Raw genomic sequence first — 13,017 nt, 5'->3', positions numbered from 1 at the left:
TCTAACGGGCGCGTGCAACTGCTTTTCGGTCCTGCCCGCACAGGCGAGCGAATCAAGCCATTCCGGCCGCGGTCCGGCAAAAGGGGCGGGGGCGGTCGGCTTCCTCGATACTCGGCCCAGGGCGGCGGCCTGCGCCGAGACGACGACGCTGAGGATGGTGGCCCGTGCAGTTCGACGACGACGCCGATCTGGACACCTCGGAGGTCCGGGACGTCCGCGGCAGCCGCATCCCGGGCGGGAAGGCCACCGTCGGCGGCGGTGTCGTCGGTTTCGTCGCGCTGCTCCTCGGGATCCTCTTCGGGGTCGGCCCCGAGCAGCTGGGCCTCTCCTCCGGCGACCCGGAGCCGGCGGCGACCGCCTCCTCGGCGGCCCAGGTGGAGCGGAGCTGCCGGACCGGCGCGGACGCGAACAGGCGCGAGGACTGCCGGATCGTGGCCGTCGTCAACAGCGTGCAGGACTTCTGGCGGGCGGAGTACGAGCGCAGGGGCGGCCGGTACGGGGACGCGCGCACGGTGATGTTCACGGACCGGGTCTCCACCGCCTGCGGCGCGGCCACCGCGGCGGTGGGGCCGTTCTACTGCCCCGGCGACCGCCAGGTCTACCTGGACCTGGGGTTCTTCCAGGAGCTGCGGACCACCTTCGGGTCGAGCGGCGGCCCGTTCGCGCAGGCGTACGTGGTGGCGCACGAGTACGGCCACCACGTCCAGAACATGACGGGGACACTGGCCCGCTCCCAGGACGGGCGGCAGGGGGCGGACTCCGACGCCGTACGGGTCGAGCTCCAGGCGGACTGCTACGCCGGCGTCTGGGCGCACCACGCGACCACCACGCCGGACGAGAAGACGGGACGGCCGCTGCTGAAGCGGCTGACGGAGGCCGACATCCGGGACGGGCTCGACGCGGCGGCCGCGGTGGGCGACGACCGGATCCAGGAGAGGTTCCAGGGGCGGGTGACGCCCGAGAGCTGGACGCACGGCTCGGCCCAGCAGCGGCAGCAATGGTTCTCCCAGGGCTTCACGACGGGTGACATGGCCCGGTGTGACACCTTCCGCTGATTGTCGGCGGCGGCTGCCAGACTGAGATCCAGGTCACATTCCGACGGGACGAGCGAGAAGGAGGGATCGGGATGGCTGAGGCACCCCACGTCTGTCCGACCCTGGCGTACGACGACGCGAAGGCCGCGATCAAGCTGCTGACGGAGGCTTTCGGCTTCACCGGCACGGCGGTCTACGAGGGCGAGGACGGCAAGATCGTGCACGCCGAGCTGTCGTACGGGAACGGCATGGTGATGCTCGGCAGCAAGGGCACCGGCAGCGAGTTCGACAAGCTGATGGCAAAGGCCGGCCCCGTGGGGGTGTTCGTCCACGTGGACGACGTGGACGAACACCACGCGCGGGCCGTGCAGCACGGGGTCGAGATCGTGATGCCGCCCACAAACCAGGACTACGGCTCGCGGGACTACATGGCACGGGACCACGAGGGCAACATCTGGAGCTTCGGGACGTACACCCCCGGCGCCGCGGAGTAGCGGGGCGCCGGCCGGAGCGTCAGGATCCGCCGGTGTGCACCTGGAAGGCCGCCCGGCGGACGGCCTTGGCGAGGGCGGGGTCGGGGTGGGCGGCGGCGAGCGCCACGAGCACCTGGACCGTCCGGGGGTGACCGACGGCACGCACCTCGTCGAGCAGGGCCGGGACGGTGCCCTGGACGGCGGAGTCGAGGTGACGGACGAGGAGCGTGCTCTCGCCGTGGTCGGCGACGGCCGCGGCGGTGTCCACCCAGAGCCAGGTGGCCTCCTCACGGGTGAGCACGTCCTGGGCGTCGTCGGGGTCCGCGCCGTCGTACTCGGCGAGCCAGAGCAGGGCGTACGGGCGGAGCGAGGGCTCCTCGGCGGCGGCCCGGACCTCGGCCTCCGCAGGGGCCCCGACGACGCGGAGCGCCTCGAAGGCGAGGCCGCGCAGCAGGGCGTCCTCGCCACGGGCGACGGCGAGGAGTTCGGTGACCGCGCTGGAGAGCGTGCGGGCGGCGAGCCAGGCGCGGTACTCGTCACGGGCCGGGCCGGGGGTGAGGCGGGCGCAGCCGCGCAGCATGTCCTCGGCGGACTGCTCGATGTTGCCCTCGGGGCTCTGGGCGGCGACGCAGATCTGCTCCAGCTTGACCCATACCGCCCAGTTGCCCAGCGGGGTGAGGGTGGCCTGGCCGACGTGGGAGCCCCCGGTGCCTCCGGCGTCTCCGGTGCCCTGGGTGCCTTCGGTGCCTTCGTCGAGGGTCAGCGCGCCGACGGCGGCGAGGCCTTCCAGGGCCCAGTCGAGGAGTGCGGAGAGCCCGTCGGTGCCGGGGTCGGCCGGGGCGGCGTCGGTGGCGGCGCCCTGGAGGGGGACCTCGCAGCGCTCCTCGCGCAGCTCCTCGACCCGCTGGCGGAGGAGGTCGAGGAGGGCGGGGACGAGCACGGGCCCGGCGGAGAGCTGGAGCAGGGAGAGCACCTGCGGGACGGCCTCGACGACCTCGGCGACGGCGCTGGGGGCGACGTCCTCGGGGGCGGGGTGGACCAGGGACCAGGCGTCGAACAGCGCGACCCAGCCGCGCAGTACGGCGGAGTCGTCGCGGTCCCAGGCCTGCAGGCGCCAGCCCGGGCGGGCGGTGTGGCCGTGGAGTTCGACGAGGCCGGCGAGCCGAGCGCGGTCCCAGCCGGCCCGGACCTGCTCGGGTGTCAGATCCAGTGCGGCCGCGGCCATTTCCTCGGTGGCGACGGCCTCGGCGTCGGTTGCCGGGGAGATTCCGGCGCCTCGGTCCACGGCGGCCCAGCGGGCGATCCGTACGGCGTCCGCGAGGACGGTCCGCGCCTCGCGGGCCAGTTCCGCGCGGGGCGGAGTGCCCTCCGGGGGCCGCGGCGCCGGCCGGTTGCGCCGGGTCGTCACGGCCCGTCGGGCGGTGGCGAGTGCCCGCGGACGGACGAGTCGGAGTCTGGAGTTGCGCGCCATTTGCTCATCAGGCTTTCGAGACGTCACGGGTGCAGTCTTCCCGCTGACGGCCCGAAAGCCCAATCGGAATGAGGATCACCGGCACGCCCGCCGGCGGCGGCGGCGCGGGGGCGGGCTAGAGCAGCGGGGTGAGGAAGCGCCGCAGGGCCTCCTCGTAGGCGACCGGATCGGCGTTCCACATGGAGGCGTGCGGGGCGTTGCGGACGGTGTGGAGGGTGACGAGTTCGGGGCGGCGGGCGGCCAGTTCGACGGACCGCTCCCAGGGCGCGATCGTGTCGTCGGGACCGTGGAGGATCAGCGCCGGCACGCGCAGCGCGGTCGGGTCGACGAAGGCGCGGAGCCGGTCGCGGTACATTCCCGTCCTGCCCTGTGCGGCGCGGACGGCGAGCGGCAGCAGCGGGCCGGGGACGCGGCGGGCGGAGGCGAGGTTGCGCAGGGTGGCCTCCGGGTCGAGGACCGGGGAGTCCAGGACGAGGCCGCGGATCACGTCCCGTACACCGGAGTCCGCGGCGGCGCGCAGGGCCATCGCCGCGCCGGTCCCCCAGCCGTGCAGGACGACCCCCGCGGCGCCCTCGCGGACGGCGAAGCGGAGGGCCGCGTCGACGTCGCGCCACTCGGAGTCGCCGAGGTGGCCGAGGCCGTCCGGGGCGGGCGGCGCGCCCTGGTCGCCCCGGTAGGAGAGGCACAGGACCGGAACCTGGCGTCGGGCCAGGAAGGGGACGAGGTTGAGGGTGTGCCGGCGGGTGGTGCCCAGACCGTGCACGGCGATCACCCAGACGGGTCGCGGGCCGGGGACGTGCCAGGCCGGCAGGGTGCCGAGTTCCCCGGGGATCTCGACGTCCCGGTGGTCCAGGCCGAGCGCGGTGAGCGGGGTGCCGGTGTGCAGCTCTGGGGTGAGCCGGACCCGGGCGCCGGGCTCCGGGGTGCCCTGTTCGACCCGTTCCAGACGGCGCACGACGGTGTCGGCGGTGTGCGGGACCCGGTCGAGGACGGGGCCGACCACGGCGTGGAGGTCCGGTCCCTCGATCCCGTACGTGCCGGGGCGCAGGGAGGCCAGGCTCCGGGTGAGGGTGACCCGGCCGGGTTCCGCCGCGTGCACGGTGAGCCGGGGGTCACCCGGCAGGGGGCGTCCGGACGACACCCCGAGGGCGGCGTCGCTGGCGTACCGGCCGGCCGCGACCGCGGCCGCGCCGACACCGAGCAGAGTGGTGACGGCCGCTGCCGTCGCTGTAGCCGGGCGCACCGTCCCAGTGTCGGCAGGACGGCGCCGGCGTGCCACCGGACGGACCCGTTCCGCTACAGGCCGCCGCGCGCCCGGGCGGCTGGATGCTCCCTCCCCCGACTCCCTCTCCGGGGTGACATGGATCTCCTCGGCGGGGCGCCGGGTCGGCCGACACCGCCCGAAGCCGTCCACGGAGTGACACGGGACGGGAGGGGCGGAAGCGGAGCATGTCGTATCCGCCCCGCAAACGCCCGGATTACCCGGGGTCGCACGGCGACCGCATCGTGGACAGGCGGTTCGCCGAATCCGTAAGCGGAATCCCTGGACCCTGGATCGGGTCACCACACCGCCCGACCCAGTTCATCTTCCGTTCACCCAGGTTGCTTACGTTCGACCAGCCACTGACGTCGAACGATTGCCTGGGTAAATGGAACACATCACGCTGCTGCTCACGATTGTGGTCGTGACAGCTCTCGTGTTCGATTTCACGAACGGTTTCCACGACACCGCCAACGCGATGGCGACGACCATCTCGACCGGTGCCCTCAAGCCCAAGACGGCGGTGGCCATGTCCGCCGTGCTCAACCTGGTCGGCGCGTTTCTGTCGGTGGAGGTTGCCAAGACGATCTCCAAGGGACTCGTCAACGAGGAGGGCATCCAACCCGAAGTCATCCTCGCCGCGCTCGTCGGCGCGATCCTCTGGAACCTGCTGACCTGGCTGGTCGGCCTGCCGTCCAGCTCCTCCCACGCGCTGATGGGCGGCCTCATCGGCGCGACCATCGCCTCGATCGGCGTCAGCGGCGTCAACGGCGGGGTCGTCGTCACCAAGGTGCTCATCCCCGCGCTCGCCGCCCCGCTGGTCGCCGGCCTGGCCGCGATGCTCGCCGCCCGCCTGACGTACCGCCTCGACAGGAACGCCGGCAAGAAGACCACCGAGAAGGGCTACCGGGCCGGTCAGATCGCGTCCGCCGGTCTCGTCTCCCTCGCCCACGGCACCAACGACGCCCAGAAGACGATGGGCATCATCACCCTCGCCCTGGTCGCCGGCGGCGTCCTCGTCCCCGGCTCCAACCCGCCCGTCTGGGTCATCGTCTCCGCCGGTGTGGCGATCGCGCTCGGCACCTACCTCGGCGGCTGGCGCATCATCCGCACGATGGGCAAGGGCCTCACCGACCTCCAGCCGCAGCAGGGCTTCGCCGCCCAGACCAGCGCCGCCACGGTCATCCTGGCCTCCTCCAGCCTGGGCTTCTCCCTCTCGACCACGCACTCCTGCTCCGGCGCCGTCATGGGCGCGGGTCTGGGCCGCAAGGGTGGTGTCGTCCGCTGGTCGACCGCCACCCGGATGTTCGTCGCCTGGGGCCTGACCCTTCCGGCCGCGGGCCTGGTCGGAGCCGGAGCCGAGTACGTCGCCCGGCAGGGCGACTGGGGCGTCTACACCGTCGCGGCCTTCCTGGTCGCCTCCTGCGTCGCCATCTGGCTCGTCTCCCGCCGTCAGGTGGTCGACCACACCAACGTCAACGACGTCGAGACCGAGCCCGCGGGCGTCGTGACCACCGCCATCGCGGCCGTCGCCCCGCCGCCGCCCGGTTCCGTCGCCGCCGTCGCGGACGAGGAACTGAAGACCACCATCCCCTCGCCGGCCCCCGCGGACCCGGCAGCCCCCGCAGCCTCGGCCACGGTGTAAGGAACGAACGACATGAAGATCGACTGGGCAGCTCTCGGCTCCGTCTTCGGAGTCAGCCTCGTGGCGACCGTCGCCCTCGTGGGCCTCTTCACCCTCGGCATCGTCGGTCTCTCCAAGCAGGAGCAGGCCGCCGCCCAGGGAGGCTCGGCCACCCTGGCGCGCACCGGCGCGTACGCCTGCTTCGCCCTGTGCGCGGCGGCCGTCGTGTACGGGATCTCTCTCATCGTGGCCTGACAGAACACGCTCCGACGACCGGGCGGGCCGCACCTTCGGGTGCGGCCCGCCCGGTCGTCGTGCGTGGCCGCCGTGTGGGGCTGCGCACACTCTCGCGCCGCAGGTCACAGGCGAGTTGACGGGTGTTCGCGCAGCGTGGTGGACTTCCGGGGCCATTACGGCGGCAGAAGAGGAAGTCCGGTGCGAATCCGGCGCGGTCCCGCCACTGTGACCGGGGAAGACCCCCGGGAGCCAGGAACTCTCACCGCCGGTCACGTCGAGCCAGGGCGCGGACCCTGAGTGAGGACACAGCGCCATGCCCGGCCGCTCCGCAGCCACAGGTGTATTCGCGTACGGTGCCGCCGCCGGTCTGGCCGCGGACCTGCTCCTCGGCGATCCCCGCCGCGGCCATCCGGTCGCCGCGTTCGGGCGGACCGCCGGAGCCGTCGAGAAGCTTCTCTGGCACGACCACCGCGGCTGGGGCGCGCTGCACACCGCCCTCTGCGCGGGCGGCACGGCCGCCCTGGGCGCCCTCGCGGCCCGTACGGTACGGGGCCGGCGCACCGCGTCCATCGCCCTGACCGCCGCCTCCGTCTGGGCCGTCGTCGGCGGTACGACCCTGGGCAGGGAGGCCCGCGCCGTGGGCGAGGCGCTGAGCGCCGGAGACTTCGACACGGCCCGCGAGCGGCTGCCCCATCTGTGCGGGCGCGACCCGCACTCCCTGGACGGCCCGGCGATGGCCCGCGCCGTCGTGGAGTCCGTCGCCGAGAACACCTCCGACGCGGTCGTGGGCGCCCTGGTGTGGGGGGCCGTCGCGGGCGTTCCGGGTCTGGTCGGCTTCCGGGCCGTGAACACCCTGGACGCGATGGGCGGCCACAAGTCCCCCCGGTACCGCCGGTTCGGCTGGGCCTCGGCCCGCCTCGACGACCTCGCGGGCTGGCCGGGTGCGCGCCTGACGGCCGTGCTCGCGACGGTCGCGGGCGGGGATCCGCGCGGAGCGGTACGGGCGTGGCGGGCGGACGCGGCCGAGCACCCGAGCCCCAACGCCGGCCCGGTCGAGGCGTCGTTCGCGGGGGCGCTCGGCGTTCGGCTCGGGGGCACGCTGTCGTACGGCGGGCGGGTCGAGCACCGGCCCGTGCTCAACGGGGAGGGCAGGGACGTGGACGTGGCGGACATCGAGCGGGCGGTACGGCTGTCGCGCCGGGTGACCGGGCTGACGCTGGCCGCCTGTGTCGGCGGACGGCTGGTCATGGGAGCGATCAAGCGGAGGCGGATATGAGCGGCGGACTGCTGGTCGCCGGCACGACCTCGGACGCGGGCAAGAGCGTCGTCACGGCCGGCATCTGCCGCTGGCTGGTGCGCCAAGGCGTGAAGGTCGCCCCGTTCAAGGGGCAGAACATGTCCCTGAACTCCTTCGTGACGAGGGAGGGCGCGGAGATCGGCCGCGCGCAGGCCATGCAGGCGCAGGCCGCGCGGGTCGAGCCCACGGCGCTGATGAACCCCGTACTGCTCAAGCCGGGCAGCGACCGCTCCAGCCAGGTCGTGCTCATGGGGAAACCGGTCGGTGAACTGAGCGCCCGCGGCTACCACGGGGGCCGGCAGAAGGAGCTGTTCGAGCCGGTCCTGGCGTGCCTGGAGGAGCTGCGGGGCACGTATGACGCCGTGATCTGCGAGGGGGCGGGCAGTCCGGCCGAGATCAACCTGCGGCGCACGGACATCGTGAACATGGGCATCGCGCGCGCCGCGCGGCTGCCGGTGCTGGTGGTGGGCGACATCGACAGGGGCGGGGTGTTCGCCCAGTTCTTCGGGACGACGGCGCTGCTGAGCCCCGAGGACCAGTCGCTCGTGGCCGGGTATCTGGTGAACAAGTTCCGTGGTGACGTGACGCTGCTCGAACCGGGCCTGGACATGCTGCTCGGCCTGACCGGGCGCCGGACCTACGGTGTCCTGCCGTACGCGCACGGGCTCGGCATCGACGAGGAGGACGGCCTACGGGTGTCGCTGCGCGGCACCGTCCGCGAGTCGGTCGTGGCGCCGCCGGTCGGCGAGGACGTGCTGCGGGTCGCGGTCTGCGCCGTGCCGCTGATGTCCAACTTCACCGACGTGGACGCGCTGGCGGCCGAGCCGGGCGTGGTGGTGCGTTTCGTGGACCGCGCGGAGGAACTGGTCGACGCGGACCTCGTGGTCGTACCGGGCACGCGCGGCACCGTGAAGGCGCTGGCCTGGCTGCGGGAGCGCGGCCTGGCCGACGCGCTGGCCCGGCGGGCGGCCGAGGGCCGGCCGGTGCTCGGCATCTGCGGTGGCTTCCAGGTGCTCGGGGAGCACATCGAGGACGAGGTCGAATCGAAGGCCGGGGCGGTGGACGGTCTCGGACTGCTGCCGGTACGGGTGCGGTTCGCGGCCGAGAAGACCCTGGCACGGCCGGTCGGCGAGGCGCTCGACGAGCGGGTGGAGGGGTACGAGATCCACCACGGCGTCGCCGAAGTCCTCGGCGGCGAAGGCTTCCTGGACGGTTGCCGGGTCGGCGCGGTCTGGGGGACGCACTGGCACGGCTCGCTGGAGAGCGACGGCTTCCGCCGGGCGTTCCTGCGGGAGGTGGCGGCGGCGGCCGGGCGGCGGTTCGTGCCCGCGCCCGACACCAGCTTCGGCGACCTGCGCGAGGAGCAGTTGGACCGGCTCGGCGACCTGATCGAGGAACACGCGGACACGGACGCGCTGCTGCGGCTGATCGAGAACGGCCCGCCCTCCGGGCTGCCGTTCGTCCCGCCGGGCGCGCCGTGAGCCCACGGCCACCCGGACATCAACGAGTTGAAGGAGTTGACCGCCCGATGAGCACCCGGTACCCGTTCACCGCCGTCGTCGGCATGGACGACCTGCGCCTCGCGCTGCTGCTCAACGCGGTGAGCCCGGCGGTGGGCGGTGTCCTCGTACGTGGCGAGAAGGGCACCGCGAAGTCGACGGCCGTGCGCGCCCTCGCGGACCTGCTCCCCGAGGTGCCGGTGGTCGCGGGGTGCCGGTTCAGCTGCGACCCGGCCTCGCCGGACCCGGGCTGCCCCGACGGACCGCACGAGGTCGCGCCGGCGTCGGCGCGGCCGGCGCGGATGGTCGAACTGCCCGTCGGCGCCTCCGAGGACCGGCTCGTCGGCGCGCTCGACATCGAGAAGGCGCTGGCGGACGGGGTGAAGGCCTTCGAGCCGGGGCTCCTCGCCGACGCGCACCGCGGGATCCTCTACGTCGACGAGGTCAACCTCCTCCACGACCACCTGATCGACCTGCTCCTCGACGCCGCCGCCATGGGCTCGTCCTACGTGGAGCGCGAGGGCGTCTCCGTACGGCACGCGGCCCGCTTCCTGCTCGTCGGCACGATGAACCCCGAAGAGGGTGAGCTGCGGCCGCAGTTGCTGGACCGCTTCGGCCTGACCGTGGAGGTCGCGGCCTCCCGCGAGCCCGAGCAGCGGGTGGAGGTGGTGCGCCGCCGGTTGGCCTTCGACGACGGTCCGGCCGCCTTCGCCGCCCGCTGGGCCGGTGAGGAGAGTGCCCTCCGGGAACGGATCGCGGCCGCCCGCGCGCTGCTGCCGCAGGTGACGCTCGGGGACGCCGCGCTGCTCCAGATCGCCGCGACGTGCGCGGCGTTCGAGGTGGACGGCATGCGGGCCGACATCGTGATGGCCCGCACCGCGACGGCGCTCGCCGCCTGGGCGGGGCGGACCGACGTCACCTCCGACGACGTACGGCAGGCGGCGCTGCTGGCGCTGCCCCACCGCAGGCGCCGGAACCCCTTCGACGCGCCCGGTCTCGACGAGGAGAAGCTCGACGAGACCCTGGAACAGTTCAAGGGCGAGGACGAGGGCCGGGGCGAGGGCGACGAGGATCCGGACCCGGGCCCGGAGGGGCCGGGCGGGCCGGGTGGCGGTGGCGGTGTGCCGCCGCAGGGCGAGGGGCCGGACTCCGCGCCCGAGGGCGACGGCGGGAACGACGGCCAGAGCGGCGGCGGAAACGACGGTGCGGAACAGGCCCCGGCTCCCGCGCCCGGCCCGGACGGCGCCGGCGCGGGTGAGCGCGCGGCCGTCAAGGCCGCCGAGCCCTTCCGTACGAAGATGCTCAGCGTGCCCGGCCTGGGCGAGGGCGCGGCCGGGCGCCGCTCCCGGGCCCGTACCGAGCACGGCAGGACGACCGGGGCCGTACGGCCGCGTGGTGCGCTGACCAAGCTGCACCTCACGGCGACCGTGCGGGCCGCGGCCCCGCATCAGAAGGCACGCGGGCGGTCGGGCCCGGGGCTCGTGGTGCGCAGGGACGACCTGCGGCAGGCGACCCGGGAGGGCCGCGAGGGGAACCTGGTGCTCTTCGCCGTCGACGCGTCCGGCTCGATGGCGGCCCGGCAGCGGATGAGCGCCGTCAAGGGAGCCGTCCTCTCGCTGCTCCTCGACGCCTACCAGCGGCGCGACAAGGTCGGCCTGGTCACCTTCCGGGGCCGGGACGCGGAGGTCGCGCTGCCGCCGACGTCCTCGGTGGACGCGGCCGCCGCCCGGCTCGAGCTGCTTCCGACGGGTGGGCGTACACCCCTGTCGGCGGGGCTGCTCAAGGCGCATGACGTGCTGCGCGTCGAGCGGCTGCGCGACCCGTCGCGCCGGCCCCTGCTGGTCGTCGTGACCGACGGCCGGGCGACCGGCGGCGGCGCCGACCCGGTGGCGCTCGCCGCCCGCGCGGCGCGGCTGCACGCCGCCGACGGCACGGCTGCCGTCGTCGTGGACTGCGAGACCGGCCCGGTGCGGCTCGGTCTCGCCGGGGACCTCGCCCGCGAACTCGGCGGCAGCGCGGTGACCCTGGACGAGCTTCGCGCGGACTCGATCGCGGGGCTGGTCAGGAACGTACAGGCAGGACAGTCAACGAGGAGGGCCGCGTAATGCCGCAGGGACAGCCGACCGTCGTACCCGACGACGGTCTCACGACCCGCCAACGCCGCAACCGCGCGCTGGTGATGGTGCACACCGGCGTCGGGAAGGGGAAGTCGACCGCCGCCTTCGGCATGGCGCTGCGCGCCTGGAACCAGGGCTGGCCGATCGGGGTGTTCCAGTTCGTCAAGTCCGCCAAGTGGAAGGTCGGCGAGGAGAACGCCCTCAAGGCGCTCGGCGAGACCGGCAAGGGCGGGACCGTCACCTGGAACAAGATGGGTGAGGGCTGGTCCTGGATCCAGCGCGAGGTCGCCGAGGGCGAGCAGTCGCACGAGGACAAGGCGCGCGAGGGCTGGGAGCAGGTCAAGCGGGACCTCGCCGAGGAGAAGTACAAGTTCTACGTCCTCGACGAGTTCGCCTACCTGCTGCACTGGGGCTGGATCGACACCAAGGAGGTCGTGGAGGTGCTGCGCGACCGCCCCGGCCACCAGCACGTCGTCATCACCGGACGCAACGCGCCGCAGGAACTGGTCGACTTCGCGGACCTGGTCACGGACATGTCCAAGGTCAAGCACCCGATGGACGCCGGTCAGAAGGGCCAGCGGGGCATCGAGTGGTAGCACGTCTCGTCATCGCCGCGCCGTCCTCCGGCGCGGGCAAGACCACGGTCGCGACCGGCCTGATGGCCGCGTTCGCCGGCCGTGGCCTGGCGGTCTCCCCGCACAAGGTGGGACCGGACTACATCGACCCCGGTTACCACGCGCTCGCCACCGGCCGGCCGGGCCGGAACCTCGACGCGTACATGTGCGGTACGGGGCTGATCGCACCGCTCTTCGCGCACGGGGCGCGCGGCTGCGACCTGGCGGTCGTCGAGGGGGTCATGGGCCTGTACGACGGCGCCGCCGACCAGGGCGAGCTGGCGTCCACGGCGCAGGTCGCCAAGCTCCTGAAGGCGCCGGTCGTGCTGGTCGTGGACGCCTCGTCGCAGTCGCGGTCGGTGGCGGCGCTGGTGCACGGGTTCGCGTCCTGGGACCCGGAGGTGCGGATCGGCGGCGTGATCCTGAACAAGGTCGCGACCGACCGGCACGAGCACCTGCTGCGTGAGGCCCTCGGGGAGTCGGGGGTGCCGGTGCTGGGGGTGCTGCGGCGGGCGCCCGCGGTGGCGACGCCGTCGCGGCACCTGGGGCTCGTGCCGGTGGCGGAGCGCCAGTCGGCGGCGGTGGAGGCGGTGTCCGCGCAGGCGGAGCAGGTACGGGCCGGGTGCGACCTGGACGCGCTGCTCGCGCTTGCCCGGAGCGCGCCGGAACTGCACACCGAGGCGTGGGACCCCGCCCTCGCGGGGCGGCCGGCCGCCGGTGAGCCGGTTGTGCCCACCACTCCCGTCCTGCGGGCCGGCTGCCCGCAACCTCGTATCGCGGTTGCCGGTGGCGCCGCGTTCACGTTCTCGTACGCCGAGCACGCTGAACTGCTCACCGCCGCCGGGGCCGAGGTCGTCACGTTCGATCCCCTCCGCGACGAGGCCCTTCCCGAAGGAACCTCCGGGCTCGTCATCGGCGGAGGGTTCCCCGAGATGTACGGGGCCGGGTTGTCCGCCAACGAGCCGCTTCGTAAGGCCGTCGCCGAGCTCGCGCGGTCCGGCGCGCCCGTCGCCGCCGAGTGTGCGGGGCTGCTGTACCTCGCGCGGTCGCTGGACGGGACGCCGATGTGCGGGGTGCTCGACGCGGACGCGCGGATGTCGTCACGCCTCACGCTCGGGTACCGGGACGCGGTGGCGGTGAGCGACAGTCCGCTCGCCGCGACCGGGACACGGATGCGCGGACACGAGTTCCACCGGACCGTGATCGAACCGGGCGCGGGCGCGGCCGCGGCCTGGGGGCTGCGGCAGCCGGAGCGGCGCGTGGAGGGTTTCGTCCAGCGAGGGGTGCACGCCAGTTATGTGCACACCCACTGGGCCGGGGCCCCGGAGGCGGCCGTGCGGTTCGTCGCGCACTGTGAGCGCGGCCCGGGAGCGGAGTCGGGCACGTGAGT

At 74.0% G+C, this 13,017-nt stretch carries 11 protein-coding genes and 1 riboswitch; of the genes, 9 read left to right on the top strand and 2 right to left on the bottom strand.

All coding sequences use genetic code 11. The features are described from left to right. Positions 1-164 precede the first annotated feature (164 nt). Together ypfJ and IE136_RS03030 are read left to right on the top strand one after the other, a co-directional pair. Positions 165-1,055, top strand: coding sequence for a KPN_02809 family neutral zinc metallopeptidase (gene ypfJ / locus IE136_RS03035; RefSeq protein WP_158986061.1), 891 nt, complete (start codon positions 165-167; stop codon positions 1,053-1,055). A gap of 71 nt (positions 1,056-1,126) precedes the next feature. Further along, positions 1,127-1,528 (top strand): VOC family protein, encoded by a 402-nt coding sequence (locus tag IE136_RS03030; protein ID WP_189599303.1) that lies wholly within the window; start codon positions 1,127-1,129, stop codon positions 1,526-1,528. Positions 1,529-1,547: 19 nt separating this feature from the next. Here the strand turns inward: IE136_RS03030 and IE136_RS03025 are convergent, their stop codons facing one another. Together IE136_RS03025 and IE136_RS03020 are read right to left on the bottom strand one after the other, a co-directional pair. Then, positions 1,548-2,978 (bottom strand): hypothetical protein, encoded by a 1,431-nt coding sequence (locus IE136_RS03025; RefSeq protein WP_189599302.1) that lies wholly within the window; start codon positions 2,976-2,978, stop codon positions 1,548-1,550. A gap of 115 nt (positions 2,979-3,093) precedes the next feature. Continuing rightward, positions 3,094-4,221, bottom strand: a complete 1,128-nt coding sequence (locus IE136_RS03020; protein ID WP_158986067.1) for an alpha/beta hydrolase — start codon at positions 4,219-4,221, stop codon at positions 3,094-3,096. A 406-nt stretch (positions 4,222-4,627) separates the two neighbouring features. Here IE136_RS03020 and IE136_RS03015 point away from each other — a divergent pair, with 406 nt between their 5' ends. From IE136_RS03015 to IE136_RS02985, 7 genes are all read left to right on the top strand, one after another. Next, complete coding sequence (locus IE136_RS03015) at positions 4,628-5,884, top strand: inorganic phosphate transporter (RefSeq protein ID WP_189599301.1); 1,257 nt, start codon at positions 4,628-4,630, stop codon at positions 5,882-5,884. A gap of 12 nt (positions 5,885-5,896) precedes the next feature. Beyond that, positions 5,897-6,118, top strand: coding sequence for a hypothetical protein (locus IE136_RS03010; protein WP_158986071.1), 222 nt, complete (start codon positions 5,897-5,899; stop codon positions 6,116-6,118). A gap of 122 nt (positions 6,119-6,240) precedes the next feature. Next, a riboswitch (cobalamin riboswitch) is annotated at positions 6,241-6,378 on the top strand. 35 nt (positions 6,379-6,413) lie between these two features. Next, the gene (locus IE136_RS03005) at positions 6,414-7,376 is read left to right on the top strand and encodes a cobalamin biosynthesis protein (RefSeq protein WP_189599300.1); all 963 of its coding nucleotides are present in this window, start codon (positions 6,414-6,416) and stop codon (positions 7,374-7,376) included. Further along, complete coding sequence (locus tag IE136_RS03000; RefSeq protein ID WP_158986075.1) at positions 7,373-8,878, top strand: cobyric acid synthase; 1,506 nt, start codon at positions 7,373-7,375, stop codon at positions 8,876-8,878. Before IE136_RS03005 ends, IE136_RS03000 begins: the two co-directional genes overlap by 4 nt. A gap of 47 nt (positions 8,879-8,925) precedes the next feature. Then, positions 8,926-11,001 carry a putative cobaltochelatase gene (locus IE136_RS02995; protein ID WP_158986077.1) on the top strand — a complete coding sequence of 692 codons (2,076 nt, stop codon included), beginning with the start codon at positions 8,926-8,928 and terminating at the stop codon, positions 10,999-11,001. Next, a complete protein-coding gene (gene cobO, locus IE136_RS02990) occupies positions 11,001-11,609 on the top strand; it encodes a cob(I)yrinic acid a,c-diamide adenosyltransferase (protein ID WP_158986079.1) in 609 nt (202 codons plus the stop codon). Before IE136_RS02995 ends, cobO begins: the two co-directional genes overlap by 1 nt. Then, positions 11,603-13,015: a cobyrinic acid a,c-diamide synthase CobB gene (locus tag IE136_RS02985; protein WP_189599299.1), complete on the top strand. Its 1,413-nt coding sequence runs from the start codon at positions 11,603-11,605 to the stop codon at positions 13,013-13,015. The genes cobO and IE136_RS02985 overlap by 7 nt, the downstream gene beginning before the upstream one ends. Positions 13,016-13,017: the final 2 nt, after the last annotated feature.

The sequence above is a fragment of the Streptomyces lateritius genome (assembly GCF_014649715.1).
Taxonomy (GTDB): domain Bacteria; phylum Actinomycetota; class Actinomycetes; order Streptomycetales; family Streptomycetaceae; genus Streptomyces; species Streptomyces lateritius.
This window is presented reverse-complemented; position numbering and strand designations above follow the sequence as displayed.

Excerpts from the sequence above, each read along its gene's own strand:
- IE136_RS03010 (WP_158986071.1), top strand. The coding sequence starts at position 5,897 with ATGAAGATCGACTGGGCAGCTCTCGGCTCCGTCTTCGGAGTCAGCCTC.
- cobO (WP_158986079.1), top strand. The coding sequence starts at position 11,001 with ATGCCGCAGGGACAGCCGACCGTCGTACCCGACGACGGTCTCACGACC.
- IE136_RS03025 (WP_189599302.1), bottom strand. The coding sequence starts at position 2,978 with ATGGCGCGCAACTCCAGACTCCGACTCGTCCGTCCGCGGGCACTCGCC.
- IE136_RS03030 (WP_189599303.1), top strand. The coding sequence starts at position 1,127 with ATGGCTGAGGCACCCCACGTCTGTCCGACCCTGGCGTACGACGACGCG.
- IE136_RS03005 (WP_189599300.1), top strand. The coding sequence starts at position 6,414 with ATGCCCGGCCGCTCCGCAGCCACAGGTGTATTCGCGTACGGTGCCGCC.
- IE136_RS02995 (WP_158986077.1), top strand. The coding sequence starts at position 8,926 with ATGAGCACCCGGTACCCGTTCACCGCCGTCGTCGGCATGGACGACCTG.
- IE136_RS03015 (WP_189599301.1), top strand. The coding sequence starts at position 4,628 with ATGGAACACATCACGCTGCTGCTCACGATTGTGGTCGTGACAGCTCTC.
- IE136_RS03000 (WP_158986075.1), top strand. The coding sequence starts at position 7,373 with ATGAGCGGCGGACTGCTGGTCGCCGGCACGACCTCGGACGCGGGCAAG.